Origin of the sequence: Streptococcus sp. HJ1 (assembly GCF_052399005.1) — a bacterium.
Lineage (GTDB): Bacteria > Bacillota > Bacilli > Lactobacillales > Streptococcaceae > Streptococcus.
The window spans coordinates 1,646,752-1,670,575 of the sequence record NZ_CP199005.1 but is presented as its reverse complement, the minus strand read 5'-3'; the positions used below and the strand labels follow the sequence as shown (position 1 = coordinate 1,670,575).

The 23,824-nt window shown below is 43.1% G+C and carries 17 protein-coding genes, 18 tRNA genes and 3 rRNA genes; 34 read left to right on the top strand and 4 right to left on the bottom strand.

The features are described 5' to 3' along the window. Window positions 1-219 precede the first annotated feature (219 nt). From ACT17O_RS08530 to ACT17O_RS08430, 21 genes are all read left to right on the top strand, one after another. Window positions 220-1,768, top strand: a 16S ribosomal RNA gene (locus ACT17O_RS08530). A gap of 51 nt (window positions 1,769-1,819) precedes the next feature. Further along, window positions 1,820-1,892: transfer RNA gene (locus ACT17O_RS08525), tRNA-Ala, on the top strand. Window positions 1,893-2,014: 122 nt separating this feature from the next. Continuing rightward, window positions 2,015-4,917: ribosomal RNA gene (locus ACT17O_RS08520) — 23S ribosomal RNA — on the top strand. Window positions 4,918-4,994: 77 nt separating this feature from the next. Continuing rightward, window positions 4,995-5,110: ribosomal RNA gene (gene rrf / locus ACT17O_RS08515) — 5S ribosomal RNA — on the top strand. Together the 16S, 23S and 5S rRNA genes with 18 tRNA genes alongside form the textbook arrangement of a ribosomal RNA operon. Window positions 5,111-5,114: 4 nt before the next feature. Then, a tRNA-Val gene (locus tag ACT17O_RS08510) sits at window positions 5,115-5,187 on the top strand. Window positions 5,188-5,189: 2 nt separating this feature from the next. Further along, window positions 5,190-5,262: transfer RNA gene (locus ACT17O_RS08505), tRNA-Asp, on the top strand. Between the two features lie 24 nt (window positions 5,263-5,286). After that, window positions 5,287-5,359: transfer RNA gene (locus ACT17O_RS08500), tRNA-Lys, on the top strand. 5 nt (window positions 5,360-5,364) lie between these two features. After that, window positions 5,365-5,446: transfer RNA gene (locus ACT17O_RS08495), tRNA-Leu, on the top strand. Window positions 5,447-5,458: 12 nt separating this feature from the next. Next, a tRNA-Thr gene (locus ACT17O_RS08490) sits at window positions 5,459-5,531 on the top strand. A gap of 27 nt (window positions 5,532-5,558) precedes the next feature. Further along, window positions 5,559-5,630: transfer RNA gene (locus tag ACT17O_RS08485), tRNA-Gly, on the top strand. A gap of 7 nt (window positions 5,631-5,637) precedes the next feature. Further along, window positions 5,638-5,723 (top strand) — tRNA-Leu (locus ACT17O_RS08480). Window positions 5,724-5,734: 11 nt separating this feature from the next. Continuing rightward, window positions 5,735-5,808 (top strand) — tRNA-Arg (locus ACT17O_RS08475). A gap of 15 nt (window positions 5,809-5,823) precedes the next feature. Beyond that, window positions 5,824-5,897 (top strand) — tRNA-Pro (locus tag ACT17O_RS08470). 5 nt (window positions 5,898-5,902) lie between these two features. After that, window positions 5,903-5,976, top strand: a tRNA-Met gene (locus ACT17O_RS08465). A 13-nt stretch (window positions 5,977-5,989) separates the two neighbouring features. Then, window positions 5,990-6,063: transfer RNA gene (locus tag ACT17O_RS08460), tRNA-Ile, on the top strand. A gap of 11 nt (window positions 6,064-6,074) precedes the next feature. Next, window positions 6,075-6,164, top strand: a tRNA-Ser gene (locus ACT17O_RS08455). An 11-nt stretch (window positions 6,165-6,175) separates the two neighbouring features. After that, a tRNA-Met gene (locus ACT17O_RS08450) sits at window positions 6,176-6,249 on the top strand. 3 nt (window positions 6,250-6,252) lie between these two features. Then, window positions 6,253-6,325: transfer RNA gene (locus ACT17O_RS08445), tRNA-Phe, on the top strand. A gap of 16 nt (window positions 6,326-6,341) precedes the next feature. Beyond that, window positions 6,342-6,412, top strand: a tRNA-Gly gene (locus tag ACT17O_RS08440). A 33-nt stretch (window positions 6,413-6,445) separates the two neighbouring features. After that, a tRNA-Ile gene (locus ACT17O_RS08435) sits at window positions 6,446-6,519 on the top strand. 6 nt (window positions 6,520-6,525) lie between these two features. After that, window positions 6,526-6,613 (top strand) — tRNA-Ser (locus ACT17O_RS08430). 76 nt (window positions 6,614-6,689) lie between these two features. On the opposite strand, the gene birA is transcribed toward ACT17O_RS08430, so the two are convergent. After that, entirely contained in the window at window positions 6,690-7,625 is a 936-nt protein-coding gene (birA, locus tag ACT17O_RS08425; protein WP_049501568.1) for a bifunctional biotin--[acetyl-CoA-carboxylase] ligase/biotin operon repressor BirA, read from the bottom strand. Next, window positions 7,622-8,482 carry an AraC family transcriptional regulator gene (locus ACT17O_RS08420; RefSeq protein ID WP_049478407.1) on the bottom strand — a complete coding sequence of 287 codons (861 nt, stop codon included), beginning with the start codon at window positions 8,480-8,482 and terminating at the stop codon, window positions 7,622-7,624. The genes birA and ACT17O_RS08420 overlap by 4 nt, the downstream gene beginning before the upstream one ends. A gap of 107 nt (window positions 8,483-8,589) precedes the next feature. On the opposite strand from ACT17O_RS08420, the gene ACT17O_RS08415 reads away from it, so the two are divergent. The 13 genes from ACT17O_RS08415 (at window position 8,590) to ACT17O_RS08355 (ending at window position 23,213) form a co-directional block, all read left to right on the top strand. Then, the gene (locus ACT17O_RS08415) at window positions 8,590-10,752 is read left to right on the top strand and encodes an alpha-galactosidase (protein ID WP_049479600.1); all 2,163 of its coding nucleotides are present in this window, start codon (window positions 8,590-8,592) and stop codon (window positions 10,750-10,752) included. A gap of 34 nt (window positions 10,753-10,786) precedes the next feature. Then, complete coding sequence (locus ACT17O_RS08410; RefSeq protein WP_084917472.1) at window positions 10,787-12,037, top strand: extracellular solute-binding protein; 1,251 nt, start codon at window positions 10,787-10,789, stop codon at window positions 12,035-12,037. A gap of 18 nt (window positions 12,038-12,055) precedes the next feature. Then, on the top strand, window positions 12,056-12,928 hold the full coding sequence (locus tag ACT17O_RS08405) for a carbohydrate ABC transporter permease (RefSeq protein WP_033584257.1): 873 nt from the start codon (window positions 12,056-12,058) through the stop codon (window positions 12,926-12,928). 16 nt (window positions 12,929-12,944) lie between these two features. Further along, on the top strand, window positions 12,945-13,778 hold the full coding sequence (locus ACT17O_RS08400) for a carbohydrate ABC transporter permease (RefSeq protein ID WP_444817419.1): 834 nt from the start codon (window positions 12,945-12,947) through the stop codon (window positions 13,776-13,778). Window positions 13,779-14,060: 282 nt separating this feature from the next. After that, complete coding sequence (gtfA, locus tag ACT17O_RS08395; protein WP_033606274.1) at window positions 14,061-15,503, top strand: sucrose phosphorylase; 1,443 nt, start codon at window positions 14,061-14,063, stop codon at window positions 15,501-15,503. Window positions 15,504-15,635: 132 nt separating this feature from the next. Beyond that, window positions 15,636-16,829, top strand: a complete 1,194-nt coding sequence (locus ACT17O_RS08390; protein WP_038805734.1) for an O-antigen ligase family protein — start codon at window positions 15,636-15,638, stop codon at window positions 16,827-16,829. Window positions 16,830-16,973: 144 nt separating this feature from the next. After that, window positions 16,974-17,417 (top strand): MarR family winged helix-turn-helix transcriptional regulator, encoded by a 444-nt coding sequence (locus tag ACT17O_RS08385; protein WP_000872569.1) that lies wholly within the window; start codon window positions 16,974-16,976, stop codon window positions 17,415-17,417. 72 nt (window positions 17,418-17,489) lie between these two features. Then, window positions 17,490-18,218, top strand: coding sequence for an ATP-binding cassette domain-containing protein (locus ACT17O_RS08380; RefSeq protein ID WP_084859528.1), 729 nt, complete (start codon window positions 17,490-17,492; stop codon window positions 18,216-18,218). After that, window positions 18,211-19,731, top strand: coding sequence for an ABC transporter permease/substrate-binding protein (locus ACT17O_RS08375; RefSeq protein WP_049519670.1), 1,521 nt, complete (start codon window positions 18,211-18,213; stop codon window positions 19,729-19,731). The genes ACT17O_RS08380 and ACT17O_RS08375 overlap by 8 nt, the downstream gene beginning before the upstream one ends. A 489-nt stretch (window positions 19,732-20,220) precedes the next feature. Then, window positions 20,221-20,823 carry an ECF transporter S component gene (locus tag ACT17O_RS08370; protein WP_095725827.1) on the top strand — a complete coding sequence of 201 codons (603 nt, stop codon included), beginning with the start codon at window positions 20,221-20,223 and terminating at the stop codon, window positions 20,821-20,823. After that, window positions 20,823-21,614, top strand: a complete 792-nt coding sequence (locus ACT17O_RS08365) for an energy-coupling factor transporter transmembrane component T (RefSeq protein WP_185758134.1) — start codon at window positions 20,823-20,825, stop codon at window positions 21,612-21,614. The genes ACT17O_RS08370 and ACT17O_RS08365 overlap by 1 nt, the downstream gene beginning before the upstream one ends. Further along, complete coding sequence (locus ACT17O_RS08360; protein WP_000343048.1) at window positions 21,590-22,426, top strand: ABC transporter ATP-binding protein; 837 nt, start codon at window positions 21,590-21,592, stop codon at window positions 22,424-22,426. The genes ACT17O_RS08365 and ACT17O_RS08360 overlap by 25 nt, the downstream gene beginning before the upstream one ends. Continuing rightward, window positions 22,413-23,213 (top strand): energy-coupling factor ABC transporter ATP-binding protein, encoded by an 801-nt coding sequence (locus ACT17O_RS08355; RefSeq protein WP_000103851.1) that lies wholly within the window; start codon window positions 22,413-22,415, stop codon window positions 23,211-23,213. The genes ACT17O_RS08360 and ACT17O_RS08355 overlap by 14 nt, the downstream gene beginning before the upstream one ends. Window positions 23,214-23,437: 224 nt before the next feature. Here ACT17O_RS08355 and ACT17O_RS08350 read toward each other — a convergent pair whose 3' ends face one another. Both ACT17O_RS08350 and ACT17O_RS08345 read right to left on the bottom strand, forming a co-directional pair. Continuing rightward, a complete protein-coding gene (locus ACT17O_RS08350) occupies window positions 23,438-23,599 on the bottom strand; it encodes a hypothetical protein (protein ID WP_001062367.1) in 162 nt (53 codons plus the stop codon). Then, window positions 23,587-23,814, bottom strand: a complete 228-nt coding sequence (locus ACT17O_RS08345; protein WP_001152922.1) for a hypothetical protein — start codon at window positions 23,812-23,814, stop codon at window positions 23,587-23,589. The genes ACT17O_RS08350 and ACT17O_RS08345 overlap by 13 nt, the downstream gene beginning before the upstream one ends. Between the last annotated feature and the right edge of the window lie 10 nt (window positions 23,815-23,824).

The following is a 23,824-nucleotide window of genomic DNA, read 5'->3' as shown; positions in this document are numbered from 1 at the left end:
GTGGCTAAAAAAACTTGAAAAAAGTTTTAAAAATCTGTTGACAGAGACAGGTAGCTGTGATATACTAATATAGTTGTCGCTTGAGAGAATGAGTGACAAAGACCTTTGAAAACTGAACAAGACGAACCAATGTGCAGGGCACTATAACTGAGGTTATAGTACTGAACAATGAAAAAACAATAAATCTGTCAGTGACAGAAATGAGTGAGAACTCAAACTTTTAATGAGAGTTTGATCCTGGCTCAGGACGAACGCTGGCGGCGTGCCTAATACATGCAAGTAGAACGCTGAAGCTTGGTGCTTGCACCGAGCGGATGAGTTGCGAACGGGTGAGTAACGCGTAGGTAACCTGCCTGGTAGCGGGGGATAACTATTGGAAACGATAGCTAATACCGCATAAGAGTAGATGTCGCATGACATTTGCTTAAAAGGTGCAATTGCATCACTACCAGATGGACCTGCGTTGTATTAGCTAGTTGGTGAGGTAACGGCTCACCAAGGCAACGATACATAGCCGACCTGAGAGGGTGATCGGCCACACTGGGACTGAGACACGGCCCAGACTCCTACGGGAGGCAGCAGTAGGGAATCTTCGGCAATGGACGGAAGTCTGACCGAGCAACGCCGCGTGAGTGAAGAAGGTTTTCGGATCGTAAAGCTCTGTTGTAAGAGAAGAACGAGTGTGAGAGTGGAAAGTTCACACTGTGACGGTATCTTACCAGAAAGGGACGGCTAACTACGTGCCAGCAGCCGCGGTAATACGTAGGTCCCGAGCGTTGTCCGGATTTATTGGGCGTAAAGCGAGCGCAGGCGGTTAGATAAGTCTGAAGTTAAAGGCTGTGGCTTAACCATAGTACGCTTTGGAAACTGTTTAACTTGAGTGCAAGAGGGGAGAGTGGAATTCCATGTGTAGCGGTGAAATGCGTAGATATATGGAGGAACACCGGTGGCGAAAGCGGCTCTCTGGCTTGTAACTGACGCTGAGGCTCGAAAGCGTGGGGAGCAAACAGGATTAGATACCCTGGTAGTCCACGCCGTAAACGATGAGTGCTAGGTGTTAGACCCTTTCCGGGGTTTAGTGCCGCAGCTAACGCATTAAGCACTCCGCCTGGGGAGTACGACCGCAAGGTTGAAACTCAAAGGAATTGACGGGGGCCCGCACAAGCGGTGGAGCATGTGGTTTAATTCGAAGCAACGCGAAGAACCTTACCAGGTCTTGACATCCCTCTGACCGCTCTAGAGATAGAGCTTTCCTTCGGGACAGAGGTGACAGGTGGTGCATGGTTGTCGTCAGCTCGTGTCGTGAGATGTTGGGTTAAGTCCCGCAACGAGCGCAACCCCTATTGTTAGTTGCCATCATTCAGTTGGGCACTCTAGCGAGACTGCCGGTAATAAACCGGAGGAAGGTGGGGATGACGTCAAATCATCATGCCCCTTATGACCTGGGCTACACACGTGCTACAATGGCTGGTACAACGAGTCGCAAGCCGGTGACGGCAAGCTAATCTCTTAAAGCCAGTCTCAGTTCGGATTGTAGGCTGCAACTCGCCTACATGAAGTCGGAATCGCTAGTAATCGCGGATCAGCACGCCGCGGTGAATACGTTCCCGGGCCTTGTACACACCGCCCGTCACACCACGAGAGTTTGTAACACCCGAAGTCGGTGAGGTAACCATTTAGGAGCCAGCCGCCTAAGGTGGGATAGATGATTGGGGTGAAGTCGTAACAAGGTAGCCGTATCGGAAGGTGCGGCTGGATCACCTCCTTTCTAAGGATAAGGAACTGCACATTGGTCTTGTTTAGTCTTGAGAGGTCTTGTGGGGCCTTAGCTCAGCTGGGAGAGCGCCTGCTTTGCACGCAGGAGGTCAGCGGTTCGATCCCGCTAGGCTCCATTGGTGAGAGATCACCAAGTAATGCACATTGAAAATTGAATATCTATATCAAATAGTAACAAGAAAATAAACCGAAACGCTGTAGTATTAAAAGAGTTTATGACTGAAAGGTCAAAAAATAAGGTTAAGTTAATAAGGGCGCACGGTGGATGCCTTGGCACTAGGAGCCGAAGAAGGACGTGACAAACGACGATATGCCTTGGGTAGCTGTAAGTAAGCGATGATCCAGGGATTTCCGAATGGGGGAACCCAACAGGTACTACCTGTTACCCGCATCTGTTAAGGATGTGAGGAGGAAGACGCAGTGAACTGAAACATCTAAGTAGCTGCAGGAAGAGAAAGCAAAAGCGATTGCCTTAGTAGCGGCGAGCGAAACGGCAGGAGGGCAAACCGAAGAGTTTACTCTTCGGGGTTGTAGGACTGCAATGTGGACTCAAAGATTATAGAAGAATGATTTGGGAAGATCAGCCAAAGAGAGTAATAGCCTCGTATTTAAAATAGTCTTTGTACCTAGCAGTATCCTGAGTACGGCGGGACACGTGAAATCCCGTCGGAATCTGGGAGGACCATCTCCCAACCCTAAATACTCCCTAGTGACCGATAGTGAACCAGTACCGTGAGGGAAAGGTGAAAAGCACCCCGGGAGGGGAGTGAAATAGAACCTGAAACCGTGTGCCTACAACAAGTTCGAGCCCGTTAATGGGTGAGAGCGTGCCTTTTGTAGAATGAACCGGCGAGTTACGATATGATGCGAGGTTAAGTTGAAGAGACGGAGCCGCAGGGAAACCGAGTCTGAATAGGGCGCTTTAGTATCATGTCGTAGACCCGAAACCATGTGACCTACCCATGAGCAGGTTGAAGGTGCGGTAAGACGCACTGGAGGACCGAACCAGGGCACGTTGAAAAGTGCTTGGATGACTTGTGGGTAGCGGAGAAATTCCAAACGAACTTGGAGATAGCTGGTTCTCTCCGAAATAGCTTTAGGGCTAGCGTCGACATAAAGATTCTTGGAGGTAGAGCACTGTTTGGGTGAGGGGTCCATCCCGGATTACCAATCTCAGATAAACTCCGAATGCCAATGAATTATGGTCGGCAGTCAGACTGCGAGTGCTAAGATCCGTAGTCGAAAGGGAAACAGCCCAGACCACCAGCTAAGGTCCCAAAATAATTGTTAAGTGGAAAAGGATGTGGGGTTGCACAGACAACTAGGATGTTAGCTTAGAAGCAGCTATTCATTCAAAGAGTGCGTAATAGCTCACTAGTCGAGTGACCCTGCGCCGAAAATGTACCGGGGCTAAAACAATTTACCGAAGCTGTGGATACCTTTATAGGTATGGTAGGAGAGCGTTCTATGTGTGAAGAAGGTATACCGTGAGGAGTGCTGGAACGCATAGAAGTGAGAATGCCGGTATGAGTAGCGAAAGACAGGTGAGAATCCTGTCCACCGTAAGACTAAGGTTTCCAGGGGAAGGCTCGTCCGCCCTGGGTTAGTCGGGACCTAAGGAGAGACCGAAAGGTGTATCCGATGGACAACAGGTTGATATTCCTGTACTAGAGTATGTAGTGATGGAGGGACGCAGTAGGCTAACTAAAGCAGACGAATGGAAGTGTCTGTCTAAGCAGTGAGGTGTGAATTGAGTCAAATGCTTAATTCTATAACATTGAGCTGTGATGGGGAGCGAAGTTTAGTAGCGAAGTTAGTGACGTCACACTGCCAAGAAAAGCTTCTAGCGTTTAAACATACTCTACCCGTACCGCAAACCGACACAGGTAGTCGAGGCGAGTAGCCTCAGGTGAGCGAGAGAACTCTCGTTAAGGAACTCGGCAAAATGACCCCGTAACTTCGGGAGAAGGGGTGCTGACTTTAGGTCAGCCGCAGTGAATAGGCCCAAGCAACTGTTTATCAAAAACACAGCTCTCTGCTAAATCGTAAGATGATGTATAGGGGGTGACGCCTGCCCGGTGCTGGAAGGTTAAGAGGAGTGCTTAGGAGTAATCCGAAGGTATGAATTGAAGCCCCAGTAAACGGCGGCCGTAACTATAACGGTCCTAAGGTAGCGAAATTCCTTGTCGGGTAAGTTCCGACCCGCACGAAAGGCGTAATGATTTGGGCACTGTCTCAACGAGAGACTCGGTGAAATTTTAGTACCTGTGAAGATGCAGGTTACCCGCGACAGGACGGAAAGACCCCATGGAGCTTTACTGCAGTTTGATATTGAGTGTCTGTACCACATGTACAGGATAGGTAGGAGTCTAAGAGATCGGGACGCCAGTTTCGAAGGAGACGTTGTTGGGATACTACCCTTGTGTTATGGCCACTCTAACCCGGATAGGTTATCCCTATCGGAGACAGTGTCTGACGGGCAGTTTGACTGGGGCGGTCGCCTCCTAAAAGGTAACGGAGGCGCCCAAAGGTTCCCTCAGAATGGTTGGAAATCATTCGCAGAGTGTAAAGGTATAAGGGAGCTTGACTGCGAGAGCTACAACTCGAGCAGGGACGAAAGTCGGGCTTAGTGATCCGGTGGTTCCGTATGGAAGGGCCATCGCTCAACGGATAAAAGCTACCCTGGGGATAACAGGCTTATCTCCCCCAAGAGTTCACATCGACGGGGAGGTTTGGCACCTCGATGTCGGCTCGTCGCATCCTGGGGCTGTAGTCGGTCCCAAGGGTTGGGCTGTTCGCCCATTAAAGCGGCACGCGAGCTGGGTTCAGAACGTCGTGAGACAGTTCGGTCCCTATCCGTCGCGGGCGTAGGAAATTTGAGAGGATCTGCTCCTAGTACGAGAGGACCAGAGTGGACTTACCGCTGGTGTACCAGTTGTCTTGCCAAAGGCATCGCTGGGTAGCTATGTAGGGAAGGGATAAACGCTGAAAGCATCTAAGTGTGAAACCCACCTCAAGATGAGATTTCCCATGATTTTATATCAGTAAGAGCCCTGAGAGATGATCAGGTAGATAGGTTAGAAGTGGAAGTGTGGCGACACATGTAGCGGACTAATACTAATAGCTCGAGGACTTATCCAAAGTAACTGAGAATATGAAAGTGGACGGTTTTCTTGGTATTTGATAGATATTCAATTTTGAGTAGGTATTACTCAGAGTTAAGTGACGATAGCCTAGGAGATACACCTGTACCCATGCCGAACACAGTAGTTAAGCCCTAGAACGCCGGAAGTAGTTGGGGGTTGCCCCCTGTGAGATATGGAAGTCGCTTAGCTCGAGGGAGTTTAGCTCAGCTGGGAGAGCATCTGCCTTACAAGCAGAGGGTCAGCGGTTCGATCCCGTTAACTCCCATAGGTCCCGTAGTGTAGCGGTTATCACGTCGCCCTGTCACGGCGAAGATCGCGGGTTCGATTCCCGTCGGGACCGTTTAAGATAACGGAAGTTATTTTAGACTCGTTAGCTCAGTTGGTAGAGCAATTGACTTTTAATCAATGGGTCACTGGTTCGAGCCCAGTACGGGTCATATTTGCGGGTTTGGCGGAATTGGCAGACGCACCAGATTTAGGATCTGGCGCTTAACGGCGTGGGGGTTCAAGTCCCTTAACCCGCATAATAGAAATCAGCCGGCTTAGCTCAGTTGGTAGAGCATCTGATTTGTAATCAGAGGGTCGCGTGTTCAAGTCATGTAGCCGGCATTTTTTTATATAGAATAAGAGGTCGATGCGAACGTAGTTCAGTGGTAGAACACCACCTTGCCAAGGTGGGGGTCGCGGGTTCGAATCCCGTCGTTCGCTTAGAGAGGCCGGGGTGGCGGAACTGGCAGACGCACAGGACTTAAAATCCTGCGATTGGTAACGATCGTACCGGTTCGATTCCGGTCCTCGGCATATAATGATGGGCACCCTTAGCTCAACTGGATAGAGTACCTGACTACGAATCAGGCGGTTAGAGGTTCGACTCCTCTAGGGTGCATTTTTTTATTTAACGCGGGAAGTAGCTCAGCTTGGTAGAGTACTTGGTTTGGGACCAAGGTGTCGCAGGTTCGAATCCTGTCTTCCCGATTCATGGCGGTGTAGCTCAGCTGGCTAGAGCGTCCGGTTCATACCCGGGAGGTCGGGGGTTCGATCCCCTTCGCCGCTATATTGATCTTGTTGGACCTTTAGCTCAGCTGGTTAGAGCTCTCGGCTCATAACCGAGTGGTCGTAGGTTCAAGTCCTACAAGGTCCATTGTAAATAATGGAGGATTACCCAAGTCCGGCTGAAGGGAACGGTCTTGAAAACCGTCAGGCGTGTAAAAGCGTGCGTGGGTTCGAATCCCACATCCTCCTTTTTATATTAACGCGGGATGGAGCAGCTCGGTAGCTCGTCGGGCTCATAACCCGAAGGTCGTAGGTTCAAATCCTGCTCCCGCAATTTGGCTCGGTAGCTCAGTTGGTAGAGCAATGGATTGAAGCTCCATGTGTCGGCGGTTCGATTCCGTCTCGCGCCATATTTTATTTTATTAAGCGGGTGTAGTTTAGTGGTAAAACTACAGCCTTCCAAGCTGTTGTCGCGAGTTCGATTCTCGTCACCCGCTTTGAACGAAAGTTCATACCAAGTTTTTGAACTTGGGCGCGTAGCTCAGGTGGTTAGAGCGCACGCCTGATAAGCGTGAGGTCGGTGGTTCGAGTCCACTCGTGCCCATTAATAGGAGAATTACTCAAGAGGCTGAAGAGGACGGTTTGCTAAATCGTTAGGTCGGGTAACCGGCGCGGGGGTTCGAATCCCCCATTCTCCGTACGTTAAGAGAGCTGTTAGGCTCTTTTTTTGTATGTAAATCCCCCTTCTAAATCATTAAAAGGGGGATTTGTTTATTACCAACCCGTTAGTGATATTTCTCCGCTATTTAGCCAGATAGTATGTTTATCTTCAAATTCGACTTGTAGTTGGCCGGATTCTGAGATTTCTTTTGCAAGACCTTTCTCAAATTTTCCGTCTAGCTGGAAAGTAACTTCTTTTCCAAGAACGATTGATCTTTCTTTATAGATATAAAGTAGCTCATCTGAATCCGTATTGTAGAAACAATTCCATATTTCGCTGATGAGCTCATTACGACTAATTGGTGCAGGTGGCATAAATAGGCTGCCTGCTTTTTCTTTTAGGTCTTCTGGGAAGTCTGCTATAGAAAAATTTATACCAAGTCCGATAATGACGTCTGTAACCAAGCCTGTCTCAACTGATGTCATCGCTTCAGTGAGGATACCTGCTATCTTTTTATTTTTAAAGTAGATGTCATTTACCCATTTGATATCTACTTCTATCATAGTTAGGTTTTTAATGGCTTTGTAGACTGCAGCAGCTACAAGGAGAGTATAGGAAGGGAGTTTTTCATAAGGAAGATTGGGTTGAACATGCAGGGACATATAGATCCCCCCCTGAGATGGAGAATAGTAGCGGCGCTGAAAGCGGCCACGACCTGCTGTTTGACAGGTTGAAAGATAGAGTGTATTTCCTTTGTTTCCAGCTTCAATCCCTTCTTTTGCATCTGTTTGGGTTGATTTGGTCTCAGGTTTGTAGCGAATGGTTAAGTTGGTGTTCTCCTGAATCAAATCAGGCAATATCAGATCGCCTTGAATAAGCTTATAGCCTCTATTTTTGATACTGTCAATTTCTAGGCCTTCTTGTTGAAGACGTTGGATCGCTTTCCATATGGATGTACGGCTTAAATTCAGTTCTTCTCCGATTTTTTCTCCGCTAACATAATCGTTTTCTCTAGCTAATATTTGGTAGACTAGTTGGTGTGATTTCATTGATTTTCCTTTCTAGCTAAGAGGGAGTGAGAGTATTCTTTTCGAGTTTGACTAGGTGTTTTATGAAAAAACTGTTTGTAGGCTTTTGAGAAATGTAGTGGGTCTGAAAAACCTACAGAATATGCAATGACTTTGATCGTTTCATTTGTGTGTTCTAGTAACTGTTGAGCACGGTTCATTCGAACGAAAAGTAAATACTCTTTTGGAGAGAGTTGGTGAAATTCTTTAAACACACTAGTTAAGTAACTTCTATGAACCGATAGCTCTTTTGCTAAATCTTGAATGGTGAGCGATCGTGGATAGTGACTATCAATTAATTGTTTGCAGTCAAGATAGAGCTGGTGAGTTGATGAAATATTCTCTTTTTTCTGATTGGGAGCAATCGTTCCTAGATGAAACATTAGTTCATGGAGTTGTCCCATGATGTGGAGTTGAGCCAATTCATTAGATTTTGTAATCTGAGCAAAGCAGACAATATCTGAGATGAGTTTTGCAGTTGTTTGTGTATGACAGTTATTTGACTGGATGAGGTAGGATTGGTCAGAAATTTGAGATAGAGCAAAGTAGTCAGGTGCCCTCCCTCCAGTGATCCCCAACCAGTAGTAAGCCCAAGGATCCTGGCTATCTGCTTGATAGAATGTTAATTCATCTGGTTTTAGTAAAAAGAAATCTCCTGCCTTTAAATCAACAATTTTCCCCTTATAATGGAATTGACCTTTTCCTTTAGTAATGTAATGTAGTACATAGGTATCTCGAATAGCTGGACCAAAAGAGTAATTAGGCGTGCATTCTTCATAACCGTAGAAGCTAAGAGAAAGATCAATTGTTCCAGTCTGGTATTCTGAAAAAACGAGCATGGGCCACCTCCTACCTAACATTTTACCATACTTTGTAGACATTTCTCTATTTTAGAAAGCGCTTTTATGTGCTAAAATTTTATCAAGAAATAGATGAGGTACAATTTATGGGAGTTCGAATAGAGAATAATCTATTTTACGTTGAGAGTAAAGGTTTAAGTTTGATTATTGAAAATAGGGATGGATTCTTATTATTAAAACATTTAGGAAAGACTATTAAGAACTATAGAGGGGCTAATAGTGTTTACGAACGCGATCATGCTTTTTCTGGTAATCCCATAGCTACTAATCGAACCTTTAGTTTGGATACGCAACGTCAGATTTTTGGACAACATGGTTTGGGTGACTTTAGAAAACCAACTTTACAGGTTCAACATGATGCAACTGAAGTAACAGACTTTCGATTTGTAGAAGCAAAGATTTTAAAAGGTCAGAATGGTCCACAGGGCTTACCTTCTCCTCACAGCATGGATGCTACAGAGACGCTTGCCTTGATTTTAAAAGATTCTAAGGCTCAACTTAGTCTGACTTTGTATTATACAGCTTTTGATAATGATGCGACAATTGCTAGTTACAGCAAATTGGAAAATAATAGCAATCAGGAAGTTGTCATTTATAAGGAATTTTCTTTTATGGCTGATTTTCCTGCTGCAGCTTACGAAATAGTAACTCTGCAGGGAGCTTATGCTCGTGAAAAGACTGTCCGACGTCAACAGGTAGAGCAAGGAATCTTTTCGATTAGTTCGAACCGTGGAGCTTCTGGGCATGCTCAAACACCTGCTCTTATATTATGTGATCAAGGAGTTACAGAGGATGCTGGGAATGTGTTTGCTATTCAACTGATGTATAGTGGAAACTTCGAAGCTTTTGTCCAAAAGAATCAACTGAATGAAGTTCGGGTGGCTATTGGCATTAATCCAGAAAACTTTTCTTGGAAGTTAGATCCTGAGGAAAATTTTGAAACACCGGTAGCTTTAGTGACCTATTCAGATAAGGGATTAACTGGTATTAGTCATGAAAGTCAGAATTTTGTACTTAAGCACATTATGCCAAGTAAATTTTCTAAAAAAGAGCGTCCAATTCTAATCAATAACTGGGAAGCTACCTACTTTGACTTTCAGAGAGAAAAACTGTTAGAACTAGCTGATGAAGCTAAGAAAGTTGGAATTGAACTTTTTGTATTAGATGATGGGTGGTTTGGTAATCGCTTTGATGATAATCGTGCTTTAGGTGATTGGGTTGTGAATGAGAAAAAACTGGGTGGAAGTCTAGAAAGTCTGATTTCAGCGATCCATGAAAGAGGTTTGCAGTTTGGGCTTTGGTTAGAACCGGAGATGATTTCTGTTGATAGCGACTTGTATCGCAAACATCCTGACTGGGCTATTCAGGTTCCAGGTTATGAGCATACCTATTCTCGAAATCAATTAGTACTTAATCTTGCCAATCCTCAGGTAGTAGAATATTTGAAAAATGTTTTAGATGAACTCCTCTTTCATCATAAAATTGACTACATCAAATGGGATATGAACCGCAATATCACTAATCTGGGGAATGGTTCAGTTTATCTGGAAACCCAGATGCAGTCTCATCAGTACATGATGGGGCTTTACGAACTCGTTTCTTATCTGACAGAGAAGCATAGCCATATTCTCTTTGAGTCCTGCTCAGGTGGTGGTGGACGAAATGATCTTGGTATGATGCGTTATTTCCCACAAGTCTGGGCTAGTGATAATACTGATGCTATTGCACGTTTACCAATCCAATATGGTTCATCCTATCTCTATCCAACCATTTCTATGGGGGCTCATGTGTCAGCAGTGCCAAATCATCAGATGGGACGAACGACACCATTGGAAACTCGTGGTCATGTGGCAATGATGGGAAATCTGGGCTATGAGCTTGATTTGACAAGTTTATCAGATGAAGAGAAGGCTGAGATTGCTAATCAGGTGAACTTGTATAAAGAATTGCGACCAGTAGTCCAGTTGGGGAATCAGTATAGGTTAATCAATCCCGATGCTGAATCCAATGAAGCAGCTGTGCAATTTAACTATGGAAATCAAACGATTGTGACCTACGTCCGAGTCCTGTCAGTTGTGGAAACAATGGAAACCACCTTGAAACTGAAAGACTTAGAAGTGGAAGGGCTTTATGAGCTGGAAGGGACAAACATTGTTTACTCGGGTGCAGAGCTCATGTATGCAGGTTTAACTGTTACCCTATCACCAGGAGATTTTTTGAGTAGACAGTATAAATTCAAAAGACTATAATAAAAGCGTATAAATTTATCAAGGAGGCATTCCAATGAAATGGTATAAGAAAGCAGGTTTTCTTTTAGTAGCTGGGGCAAGTTTACTAGGCCTAGTGGCTTGTGGTCAGAACAATCAATCAACTGATGGCAAGGTAACGATTGAGTTTTTTAACCAGAAGACCGAGATGGCAGATACCTTGCAAAAGATAGTGGATGATTTTGAAAAGGAACACCCTAATATTGATGTGAAGCTGACTACAGTACCTTCAGCTGGAATTGTTCTAAAGACTCGTATTTTATCAGGAGATGTTCCAGATATTATTAATATCTATCCTCAAAATATGGATTTTCAGGAGTGGGCGAAGGCAGGTTATTTTGCAGATATGACAGGAAAACCCTATCTTGAGAACATCAAGAATGACTATGCTGAAAAGTATGCAATCAATAACAAGATTTATAGTGTGCCATTAACAGCCAACCTTTATGGAATCTATTACAATAAAACGAAGTTTAAAGAATTAGGACTTGAGGAACCGAAGACTTTTAAAGAGTTTCAAGAGATTGTTAAAAAGATAAAAGATAGTGGGAATTCTCCGTTTGCGGTTGCAGGCAATGAAGGCTGGACATTGAATGGTTACCACCAACTTTCTCTCATTACTCTTACAGGTAGTGGAGACGCGGCTAATAACTACCTTCGCTTTTCAAAACCAAACGCAATCTCTGCAGATGATGCTATTTTAAAAGCAGATGCAGAACGACTCGATTTATTAGCAGATAATGCTCAAGATGGTTGGCGTGGTGCCTCTTATAATGATGCGGTGGTAGCATTTTCGAGTGGAAAAGCCTTGATGATGCCACAAGGATCATGGGCATTAGCCGCAATTAATCAACAGGATCCAAAATTTGAGGTGGGGATGTTTGCCTTCCCAGGCGAAGAAGTAGGAAAAGAAGTCACTGTTGGTGCAGGGGACATGGCATTATCAACTTCAGCTACTACCAAATATCCGAAAGAAACCGAAGAATTTATCAGCTATATGACTAGTCCAAAAGCTATGCAGTCATACTATGATGTAGATGGATCACCAGTTGCGGTGAAAGGCATACAGGAAAAAGAAGACTCAGCGCTTACAGAGATTTCTAAACTGGCATTTACGGACAAACATTATGTTTGGTTGGGTCAACACTGGAATTCTGAAGAAGACTTTTTTAATCTAAGTGCAGGTTACTTGATGGATAAAAATCTGAAAAATATGGCAAACAATCTCAATGCTTTCTTTAATCCAATGAAGGCAGATTTGGACTAGAATAGGAGTTAAGATGATATGGCTATTCGAAAATTTTTAAATAAATACTGGGGTTGGACATTTTTGCTTATCCCGCTTGCTTTACAAGCTATCTTCTTTTACTTTCCAATGGTACAAGGTGCTTTCTATAGTTTGACTAACTGGACTGGATTGACCTATAATTATAAATTTGTTGGTTTGAATAACTACAAATTGCTGATGATTGATGGGAAATTCTTCACAGCCATAGCCTTTACTTTGATTTTAACTCTGGCATTGATTATTGGAGAGATTACGATTGGGATGGTTGTGGCACGAGCCTTAAATTCTAAGATGAAGGGGCAGACCTTCTTTAGAGCTTGGTTCTTTTTCCCGGCTGTTTTGTCTGGTTTGACAGTTTCCTTGATTTTTAAACAATTCTTCAACTATGGGCTTCCAACGATTGGAAAAATTTTAGGAATTAGCTTTTTACAAGAGAGTCTATTGGGGACACCAGTCGGAGCGGTAGTGGCAACTATTTTTGTTCTTCTATGGCAAGGAGTAGCAATGCCAATCATTCTCTTTCTTGCTGGTCTTCAGAGTATTCCAAATGATATTTTAGAGGCAGCATCAATTGATGGTGCAACCAGTAAACAAACCTTTTGGAAGATTGAATTGCCCTATTTATTGCCAACGATCTCTATGGTTTTTATCTTGGCTCTTAAGTCCGGTTTGACAGCCTTTGACCAAATTTTTGCCTTGACGAGTGGTGGTCCAAATAATGCTACAACGTCTCTTGGACTTTTAGTCTACAACTATGCTTTCAAGAGTAATCAATATGGATATGCGAATGCAATTGCCTTGATTTTATTCTTAATTATTGGAATTGTTTCTCTTATACAAATCAAGCTATCAAAGAAATTTGAAATCTAATAGAGGAGTCCTACACATGAAAAAAGAAGAAAAATTGAATCAGTTTTGGAAATACGTCCTCTTGATAGTCGGTGGTATTCTTATACTTGTTCCTTTGTTGGTAACGGTATTTAGTTCTTTCAAGACAACTAAGGATATCATGAATCATTTCTTTAGTTTGCCCAATCCTTTTACCTTAAGTAATTATGAACGATTAATTTCGGACGGAATTGGAGGCTATTTCTGGAATTCAGCAGTTATTACGGTGTTATCATTGATTGTAGTAGCTTTCTTTATACCAGCTGCAGCTTATTCCATTGCTCGAAATATGTCCAAGAAAAAAGCCTTTGCCATTATGTATTCGCTCTTGATCTTAGGGATATTTGTTCCATTTCAGGTGATTATGATTCCTATCACAGTTATGATGAGTAAACTCGGCCTAGCAAATATGTGGGGGCTAGTAATACTCTACCTAACTTATGCTATTCCACAGACTCTCTTCTTGTATGTTAGTTATATAAAAATCAGTGTACCAGATAGTTTGGACGAAGCTGCGGAAATTGATGGGGCTGATCGTTTTACAATTTATCGTCGAATCATTTTTCCAATGTTGAAGCCCATGCATGCGACAACTTTGATTATCAATGCTCTCTGGTTCTGGAATGACTTTATGTTGCCACTCTTGATTCTGAATAAGGATTCTAAGATGTGGACTTTACCTCTCTTCCAATACAACTATCAAGGTCAGTACTTCAATGACTATGGCCCAAGTTTTGCATCTTATATTGTGGGAATTGTAACGATAACCATTGTCTACCTCATCTTCCAAAAACATATCATTTCAGGAATGAGTAACGGGGCAGTGAAGTAACAAGATACAAAGCCCGTTAAAAGCTCACAGTGAAAATAGGGAATCTGAATAAGAAGCCTTGGTTTCTTGGAAGATTCATCTTTTTCACACAGAGCTTAGGGCGTGTTCAATTAAGATACAAAGGAACGGTTCAGCTTGTTGGCAATTCTATGTAGAAAACAAGAAAGTCGTATTTAGTTGATTGCAGTCTATATTAGTACTGAACAAAAATCTAAAAATATCTTTCATTTACGAAGCCAGGTCATATAAGACTTGGCTTTCATCAGAAAAAGGAGAACATCTATGACCATTCAAAATAAAACTATGTTGATTACTTACTCAGATAGTCTTGGAAATAACCTTAAAGACTTGTATGAGAATTTGGAAGAACATTTTGGCGATGCTATTGGGGGAGTTCACCTTCTACCATTTTTCCCGTCAACAGGTGATCGCGGATTTGCACCAGTGGACTATGATGAAGTGGATCCAGCGTTTGGTGATTGGGAGGATGTTAAGCGTTTAGGTGAGAAATATTATCTTATGTTTGACTTTATGATTAACCATATTTCTCGTCAATCTAAATATTATAAGGACTATCAAGAAAAACATGAAGCTAGTGAATTTAAAGATCTCTTTTTAAACTGGGACAAGTTTTGGCCGGAAAACCGTCCGACACAAGCTGATGTAGATTTAATTTACAAGCGTAAGGATCGTGCACCAAAGCAAGAGATCGTTTTTGCAGACGGTTCAGTAGAACATTTGTGGAATACCTTTGGTGAGGAGCAGATTGATCTTGATGTGACCAAAGAAGTAACGATGAGCTTCATCCGTAAGACGATTCAACATCTAGCAAGTAACGGGTGTGATTTGATTCGCCTAGATGCTTTTGCTTATGCGGTGAAGAAATTGGATACCAATGATTTCTTTGTGGAACCAGATATTTGGGACTTATTGGATAAGGTCCGGGATATAGGAGCTGAATACGGTGCAGAGCTCTTACCTGAGATTCATGAACACTATTCGATTCAGTTTAAAATAGCGGATCATGATTACTATGTTTACGATTTTGCCCTTCCAATGGTGACCCTTTATACTCTTTACAGTTCCAGAACAGAGCGCTTAGCTAAGTGGTTAAAGATGAGCCCGATGAAGCAATTTACGACACTAGATACCCATGATGGGATTGGAGTGGTAGATGTCAAGGATATCCTGACCGATGAGGAAATTGACTATGCTTCAAATGAGCTCTATAAGGTTGGAGCGAATGTCAAACGTAAGTACTCTAGTGCAGAGTATAACAATCTAGATATCTACCAAATCAATTCAACCTACTATTCTGCACTTGGAGATGATGATGTCAAGTACTTCCTCGCTCGTTTGATTCAAGCTTTTGCGCCAGGCATTCCTCAGGTTTACTATGTGGGTCTATTAGCAGGAAAAAATGACTTGAAATTATTAGAAGAAACCAAAGAAGGTCGAAATATTAATCGTCATTACTATAGCAATGAGGAAATAGCAGAAGAAGTTCAACGTCCTGTGGTGAAGTCCCTTCTCAATCTATTTTCTTTCCGTAATCGGTCAGAGGCCTTTGACCTAGAAGGGACTATTGACATTGAAACACCAACAGCTCACAGCATTGTAATCAAACGTCAAAATAAAGACAAGTCCGTAACAGCAGTAGCAGAAATTGATTTGCAAAGTCAGACCTATCAAGTAGTGGAAAACGGTAGAAACATTCAGTTCTAGTGCCATATTAATGAAAGATTTTTTTTGTGGCGAAAACGTGTTCATTGTTCCCAAATGACGGAAAAAATGGTAGAATATAAAGATAGTTTAGCATTTATCTTCTGGAGAAATCCAGAACAGAAAGGATCCGTTTTGAAATCAATTGGATTACTGGATAAGATAAGAGGGCTTTCGAAAAAAGATTTCTTTTTGTATCTGATGATCATGAGTATCTTTTTACCTTTTTATTTGTTCTTATCACTCTTTGCTTTATATTTGATAGGTTTACTTGTTACTGGGGAGATGAAGGGAATTATCAAAGGATTAGCCAAACATCCTGTACTTCTCTTTTTTATTGCCTACAGTAGTGTCATTTCCATCGTCGCCAAGAACTGGCTTGGTCTAGCAGCATCTTTCCTGATGCTCCTATTTCTTATTTTCTTTAGTTTTTACCAGAAGCGTCTGACGCATGCTTTCTTTCGACTGATACTCCAGACGGTTTTGTTTGGTAGTGTTGTCTCTGCCGCTTTTGCTACTTTGGAGCATTTCCAAATTGTAAAGAAATTTAACTATGCCTTTCTTTCACCAAATATGCAAGTATGGCACCAAAACCGTGCAGAGGTCACCTTCTTTAATCCTAACTACTATGGGATCATTTGTTGCTTCTGTATCATGATTGCCTTTTATCTCTTTACAACGACGAAGCTAAGATGGTTGAAAGTCTTTTGTGTGCTAGCAGGTTTTGTAAATCTTTTTGGTTTAAATTTCACGCAAAATAGAACAGCCTTTCCTGCTATTATCGCTGGAGCCATCATTTATCTCTTTACGACCATTAAAAACTGGAAGGCCTTTTGGCTTAGTATTGGGGTCTTTGCGATTGGCTTGAGTTTCCTTTTTTCTAGTGATTTGGGAGTTCGGATGGGAACTTTAGATTCTTCTATGGAAGAACGCATTTCTATCTGGGATGCTGGGATGGCCTTGTTTAAGCAAAATCCTTTTTGGGGGGAGGGGCCATTGACCTATATGCACTCTTATCCTCGGATAAATGCTCCTTATCATGAACATGCTCACAGCCTTTATATTGATACGATTCTGAGTTACGGAATTGTGGGAACCATTTTATTAGCTTTGTCTTCTGTTGCTCCTGTTCGTTTGATGATGGATATGAGTCAGGAGTCGGGGAAACGTCCAATTATCGGTCTTTATCTATCTTTCCTTACAGTGGTTGCTGTGCATGGAATCTTTGACTTGGCCCTTTTCTGGATTCAGTCAGGTTTCATTTTCTTGTTAGTTATGTGCAGTATTCCATTGGAGCGTCGAACTTTGGTATCAGACATGACGGATTAAGTTTATAAGATTGAAATCTTCTACCTTGAGTAGGAGATTTTTTACTGAGAAAAATTAGTTCTAAGTCGAAATAGTTGACAATTGGAATAATAAGTATTATAATATTTTTTATTCGTATCGATATAGAAATAAATTGGAGGTTTCATGAAATATTGTCATTTGGTAGCCCATCATATTCGTTTGTTGAATGGGCGGATTTTTCAAAAGTTACTGAGACAAGACCCTGACTCTCTTTATCGGAGTGAGCAGGGAAAGATTTTAGCGGTTTTATGGAATAGTAAGACGGGCTGTGCAACTGCGACAGATATTGCGCTTGCGACTGGGCTTGCTAATAATACGTTGACGACTATGATAAAAAAGTTAGAGGAGCAAAATCTTATAACTGTCAGTCCGTGTGGAGAAGATAAGCGTAAGAAGTATTTAGTTTTAACAGAGTTGGGCAAGTCCCAGAAAGAAGTTGGGCAACGTGTCAGTCAGAGATTGGATACTATCTGTTACAAAGGATTTTCAGAGGAAGAAATTCGTCAGTTTGAAGGTTTTCAAGAAAGAATTTTGGCTAATCTGAAAGAGAAGGAAAATGAGGTTTAGAGTGGGGTAAATTAGTTATTAAAAGGTTGGTAACTTGACCAACCGAGGAAAATTTTAAATTGAGGACAAAGAATGATTGAATACAAAAATGTAGCGCTACGCTATACAGAAAAAGATGTTTTGAGAGATGTCAATTTACAGATTGAGAATGGGGAGTTCATGGTTTTAGTTGGGCCTTCTGGGTCTGGTAAGACGACCATGATCAAGATGATTAACCGTCTTTTGGAACCAACTGATGGAAATATATACATGGATGGTAAGCGCATCAAAGACTATGATGAGCGTGAGCTTCGTCTTTCTACTGGTTATGTTTTACAGGCCATTGCTCTCTTTCCCAATCTAACGGTTGCGGAAAATATTGCCCTCATTCCGGAGATGAAGGGCTGGACTAAGGAAGACATTGCGAAGAAAACAGAAGAGCTTTTGGCTAAAGTTGGTTTACCAGTGGCTGAGTATGGGCATCGTTTACCTAATGAATTATCTGGTGGAGAACAGCAACGGGTCGGTATTGTTCGTGCTATGATTGGTCAGCCTAAGATTCTCCTCATGGATGAGCCCTTTTCAGCCTTGGATGCTATTTCGAGAAAACAGTTGCAGGTTCTGACGAAAGAATTGCATAAAGAGTTTGGAATGACAACGATTTTTGTGACCCATGATACGGATGAAGCTTTGAAATTGGCGGACCGTATTGCTGTCTTGCAGGACGGAGAGATTTGTCAGGTGGCGAATCCCGAGACCATTTTAAAGGCTCCTGCAACAGACTTTGTAGCAGACTTGTTTGGAGGTAGTGTTCATGACTAATTTGATATCAACTTTTCAGGAGCGTTTTAGTGATTGGGTAACAGCTCTATCTCAACATTTGCAGTTGTCACTTTTGACCTTGTTACTAGCTATTTTTATTGCTATTCCCTTGGCTGTTTATCTTCGCTATCATGAGAAGTTGGCGGACTGGGTCTTGCAGATTGCAGGAATTTTCCAGACTATCCCGTCTCTGGCCTTGTTGGGACTCTTTATCCCCTTGATGGGAATTGGAACCTTGCCTGCTTTGACGGCTCTAGTGATTTATGCGATTTTCCCAATTTTGCAAAATACCATCACTGGGCTAAAGGGAATTGATCCAAGTCTGCAAGAGGCTGGGATTGCCTTTGGGATGACCAGGTGGGAGCGTCTCAAGAAGTTTGAAATTCCACTTGCCATGCCTGTCATAATGTCTGGTATTCGGACGGCGGCGGTTTTGATTATCGGTACGGCAACCTTGGCTGCCTTGATTGGGGCAGGGGGACTGGGTTCTTTTATCCTTTTGGGAATTGACCGTAATAATACCAGTCTGATTTTGATTGGGGCCCTTTCTTCAGCAGTGCTTGCCATTGCCTTTAACTTCCTACTAAAAGTGATGGAAAAAGCAAAATTGCGGACGATTTTCTCTGGTTTTGCCTTGGTGACCATATTGCTCGGTCTGTCTTATAGTCCAGCCCTCTTAGCTCAAAAAGAGAAAGAAAACTTGGTGATTGCTGGGAAATTGGGACCTGAACCAGAAATTTTGGCAAATATGTATAAGTTGCTGATTGAAGAAAATACCAGTATGACTGCGACTGTTAAGCCGAATTTTGGGAAAACAAGCTTCCTCTATGAAGCTCTGAAAAAAGGGGACATTGATATCTATCCTGAATTTACTGGTACGGTGACTGAAAGTTTGCTTCAGCCATCACCCAAGGTAGGTCATGGGCCAGATCAGGTTTATCAGGTGGCGCGTGATGGCATTGCCAAACAGGATCATCTGGCCTATCTAAAACCTATGTCTTATCAAAATACCTACGCTGTAGCTGTTCCGAAAAAGATTGCTCAAGAATATGGCTTGAAGACCATTTCGGACTTGAAAAAAGTGGAAGGGCAGTTGAAGGCAGGCTTTACACTCGAATTTAATGACCGAGAAGATGGCAATAAGGGCTTGCAATCAATGTATGGTCTCAATCTCAATGTAGCGACTATGGAGCCAGCTCTTCGCTATCAGGCAATTCAGTCAGGCGATATTCAAATCACAGATGCCTATTCGACAGATGCAGAGTTGGCGCGTTATGATTTGCAGGTCTTGGAGGATGACAAGCAACTCTTCCCACCTTATCAAGGAGCGCCACTCATGAAAGAAGCTCTTCTCAAGAAACATCCTGAGTTGGAGACAGTTCTCAATAAACTAGCAGGTAAAATTACTGAAAGCCAGATGAGCCAGCTCAACTACCAAGTCGGTGTTGAAGGCAAGTCAGCAGAACAAGTAGCCAAGGAGTTTTTACAAGAACAAGGTTTGTTGAAGAAATAGCTTGAAAATGCTAAACTCAACTTCTTTAAATGACCATACAGAAGAATGCTCAGACAATCTTGTCTGGGCTTTTTTGATATTAGAGTTACTAAATGTCATTTAAAATGGAAAATAATACTCAATGAAAATCAAAGAGCAAACTAGGAAGCTAGCCGCAGGTTGCTCAAAGTACAGCTTTGAGGTTGTAGATAGAACTGACGAAGTCAGTAACATATATACGGTAAGGCGACGCTGACGTAGTTTGAAATTGATTTTCGAAGAGTATAAGAGGAAATTTTCAGGATTTTCTAGATTTTTACTGTAAATACACTTGACTATTCAGAAATTAGGTGTATAATGTGTTGTGAACTACTTAACAAACAAGGATTTCCAGCTCATGTCGACTAAGGATGGAAATCTTGTGTATAGACAGTTCAGTAGATATATAATAGAGCGTTGCGTCCGAAAGTCTATCCAGACACGGCTCTTTAAAAACAAAAGGAGAAGATTATGAAAACAGAACCGATTCATCGTACCAGTATGTGGAAATTTAAGTTAAGTGCTGCCACCATGACTTTGATTCCCGCTGCCGTGGGGATTAACTATGTTGCCAAAGCCTTGGCGGAGGGGTTAAAGTTGCCCGTTTGGCTGGGGTCTTTGGGAACCTTTCTTACCAGTATGTTGGCTGGGCCGGTTGCCGGTGCCATTAGTGGTTTCATCAACAACGTGATCTATGGGCTGACCTTATCGCCAATTTCAACCGTGTATGCGATTACCAGCATCGGAATTGGGATTGCTGTCGGAGTTTTGCACGCCAATGGGTGGTTCTCGTCAGCGCGACGAGTATTTGTTTCTGCTATTATTATTGCCATCGTTTCAGCTGTCATTTCAACGCCACTCAACGTCATCTTTTGGGGTGGTCAGACCGGTATCGCTTGGGGTGACTCATTGTTTGCGGTAATGGTCGCCAATCATGTACCAGTGTGGCTGGCCTCATTTACCGATGAGTTTGTCTTGGATATTTTGGATAAAGTCTGTGTGGCCTACCTGGCACTCTTCATCTATCGTCAGCTGCCGAAGCGGATGGTGCACTTCTTTAGCGATGATAAATGATGACTGATAAAACATTGATTTCTGGAGCGCCACGGGTCAAGCTCAAGTGGTACCAAGTGATCGATCCGATTACTAAGCTCTTGTTCATCTTGGACATGACGTTGTTGAGCTTTGCCAGTATGAATTTATTGCTTCAGGCCGGATTAATTCTTGTCGCAACACTGCTATTGTTATTTTCCAAATTGAGTTCTACCACCTTTAAGGCGCTGGGATTCAGCCTGTTTCTGATTTGCACCATGCTGATCATCCAAGGGTTATTTTACAGTCGGAATCAAACTGTGCTGTTTTCTGTGCTTGGGGTGTCGTTCTACAAAGAAGGCCTGATTTACGCCACCACTCTGGGTTGTCGAGTATTGGTGATTATTTTGACCAGTGGCTTTTTTATGGTGACCACGAGTATTTCAGAAAACGCGGCCTATTTGGAACTGTCCAGATTGTCTTATAAAACCGTCTACGTTCTGATGTCGGTGTGTTATATTTTGCCGGAAATGATGCGCAATATGCGGAAAATCCAGCAGGCACAAAAAGTTCGCGGAACCAATCCGCAAAAAACGTTGATTCAGAAATTAAAGTCAGTCCTGCCGGTTCTAATTCCATTGGTGATTAAGACCTTGGATCAATCGATGACGCGGTCGATTTCTCTCCAACTGAGAGGTTTTGATAATCTCAACCGGACTGTCAGAACCTCCCAGCGCGTGTATCGCCTGTCGCGGACGCTGCACATTGGTCTGACTGGATTGGCAATTTTATTGATTGGGTGGAAGATATGGACGAAGATAAACGGATTGTAATTGAAAATTTGACCACCCGTTATCCGGGTACTGAGCAACCACAACTGCGTCAGATTAACGCGGAGGTTCATACCGGCCAGGTGGTTGGGATTATCGGGAATAGCCACTCCGGCAAATCGACTTTGTGCCGTGTGCTGGCAGGGGTCATTCCCAAAATTGTGTCTGCTGAGATTGAGGGCGATTGGCACATGTTTGGCCAGCGAGTGTCTGACAATTGGCCCGTTTATAATGCCATGAATGGAGTTGTACTGCAAAATCCAGCTGGCCAACTAAGCGGGTTGGCAGACACGGTTGCCGATGAAATCGCCTTTGACTTGATTAATCAGGGAATGGCTGAAGGACTGATTCAAAAACGGGTTGAAGAAGTTGCCACGCAAATGGGGCTGATTGAACAGCTGAATTTGCGTCCCGAGAGCCTTTCCGGTGGTCAGATCCAGCGGTTGGCAATTGCCACGGCGATTGTGGCTAATCCGGCTGTTTTGATTATGGATGATCCGACCAGTGAGATGGATCCCCTTGGCCGCCGGCAATTTTTCCAATGGCTGGCCCAAGTCAAAGAGACGACTGTCTTCATTGTCACCAGTGAAATTGACGATTTGTGCGAAGTCGCCGACGTTGTGTGGGTGCTGCACGAGGGTCAAATGGTAGCCCAGGGCAGGCCGGGTGAGGTGTTTAATCATTTGGCAGCTGACTGGCAGATTCCAGCCCCGACAATCCAGCAACTTGCTCAAAAAATGGATTGGCACTTGGCTGATGGCCGGTATCCGGTGAATTACGCTGATCTGAAGGAGGTTCGTTATGTCCACAATTGAACTGAGCCACCTGACGTTCACTTATCCGGAACGGTCCTTTAGCTTGGATGTTGAAGACAAACACTTCGCCGATCCGATGGTGGCGATTGTCGGCCAAAATGGTGCCGGCAAATCAACGCTCTTCAAATTGTTGACGGGTTTGCTGACACCACAAACCGGTGTGATTAAGATCGATGGAGAAAATTTTAATGATCTTAAACCAGTCGAAAAGTTACTGAAGGTTGGGATTACTTTTCAGAATCCTGACGATCAGCTTTTCAACCCGACCGTTCAACGAGAGGTGGAGTGGAATGTCGCGCAGGTCATGGATGACCACGACACGATTACGAGGCGGGCTTTAGCGGCTCTAAAAAGAGTTGGCTTGGATGATAAAACAGCTGAAAGTCCATATGACCTGTCATTGTCGGAACGCAAGCTGTTGAGCGTTGCCACAGTTTTGGCAGTGGATCCGGCGATTTATTTATTTGATGAGCCGATGATGTCGCTTGATTGGGAAAGCCGGCGCAAGTTGACCGCAATTTTCCATCAGTTGGCTGATTCGGGCCACCAAGTTGTGACCATCACCCATGACATGGATTGGGTCGCCGCCGAGTTTGAGTCGGTGTATGTTATGGAACACGGGAAGTTTAGCTTCGCCGGCAGTCCACGGGAATTGTTCAGCAATCACGAACTTGTCCAGCGAGTGGGATTACTACCACCGCGGATTATGGACATAGCGGAGTCGCTGGGTGATTCACAGACATATTTATCGGTTAATGATTATTGCCAGAAAAATCGAGATGTATAGAAAAAGTCACCTCTGCGGGTTTTCCAGGTTGAAGGATTAACTTCAGCTTCTGGCAAGAACTCACATGGGTGACTTTTGTGTTTAATAACGTTTCATGATCATCGGGTGCTTCCTCAGATCACTCGGTTTGATTTTACTTTGTTTCATGGTCATAATCATATACCATTTCTTTTGGATTTTTTGTTTGACTAATACAAAATAGGTCTTCATAGGTCTTCGCATTTTTAGCGCCCATTAGGATCATCAGTATAATTTTCTGAATTAGGAGACTGTCCCATCACTATTCGAACTTCGTCTCCCAACTTACGCTGTTCCCATTCATCCGTGAATCCTTTAAATCGCAATTCTGGAACTTTCTTTTTAACTGAATCATCTATTTTCGCCATAGTCCCCACCATTTTATTGGTTTTTCTTGTTTTTCTATCCTTTTTTGATCTTTGATTTGTTCCTGTAAATTTTCCAACTTCTCTTTAAGAGCGTTCACTTCATCTTTATATTGATTGTCTAAGTGTTTGAATTCTGTTTCCTGTGAGGGCATTTTGAGGGCTTTTAAGTTATCATTTTCCGCCTTGTATTCTTCTAGCAACTTTTTATCTTGCAAGGCTAATCGT

Coding starts and splice junctions, on each gene's coding strand:
- birA (WP_049501568.1), bottom strand. CDS start 7,625: ATGAAATCACACCAACTAGTCTACCAAATATTAGCTAGAGAAAACGAT.
- ACT17O_RS08420 (WP_049478407.1), bottom strand. CDS start 8,482: ATGCTCGTTTTTTCAGAATACCAGACTGGAACAATTGATCTTTCTCTT.
- ACT17O_RS08415 (WP_049479600.1), top strand. CDS start 8,590: ATGGGAGTTCGAATAGAGAATAATCTATTTTACGTTGAGAGTAAAGGT.
- ACT17O_RS08410 (WP_084917472.1), top strand. CDS start 10,787: ATGAAATGGTATAAGAAAGCAGGTTTTCTTTTAGTAGCTGGGGCAAGT.
- ACT17O_RS08405 (WP_033584257.1), top strand. CDS start 12,056: ATGGCTATTCGAAAATTTTTAAATAAATACTGGGGTTGGACATTTTTG.
- ACT17O_RS08400 (WP_444817419.1), top strand. CDS start 12,945: ATGAAAAAAGAAGAAAAATTGAATCAGTTTTGGAAATACGTCCTCTTG.
- gtfA (WP_033606274.1), top strand. CDS start 14,061: ATGACCATTCAAAATAAAACTATGTTGATTACTTACTCAGATAGTCTT.
- ACT17O_RS08385 (WP_000872569.1), top strand. CDS start 16,974: ATGAAATATTGTCATTTGGTAGCCCATCATATTCGTTTGTTGAATGGG.
- ACT17O_RS08380 (WP_084859528.1), top strand. CDS start 17,490: ATGATTGAATACAAAAATGTAGCGCTACGCTATACAGAAAAAGATGTT.
- ACT17O_RS08375 (WP_049519670.1), top strand. CDS start 18,211: ATGACTAATTTGATATCAACTTTTCAGGAGCGTTTTAGTGATTGGGTA.
- ACT17O_RS08370 (WP_095725827.1), top strand. CDS start 20,221: ATGAAAACAGAACCGATTCATCGTACCAGTATGTGGAAATTTAAGTTA.
- ACT17O_RS08365 (WP_185758134.1), top strand. CDS start 20,823: ATGACTGATAAAACATTGATTTCTGGAGCGCCACGGGTCAAGCTCAAG.
- ACT17O_RS08360 (WP_000343048.1), top strand. CDS start 21,590: ATGGACGAAGATAAACGGATTGTAATTGAAAATTTGACCACCCGTTAT.
- ACT17O_RS08355 (WP_000103851.1), top strand. CDS start 22,413: ATGTCCACAATTGAACTGAGCCACCTGACGTTCACTTATCCGGAACGG.
- ACT17O_RS08350 (WP_001062367.1), bottom strand. CDS start 23,599: ATGGCGAAAATAGATGATTCAGTTAAAAAGAAAGTTCCAGAATTGCGA.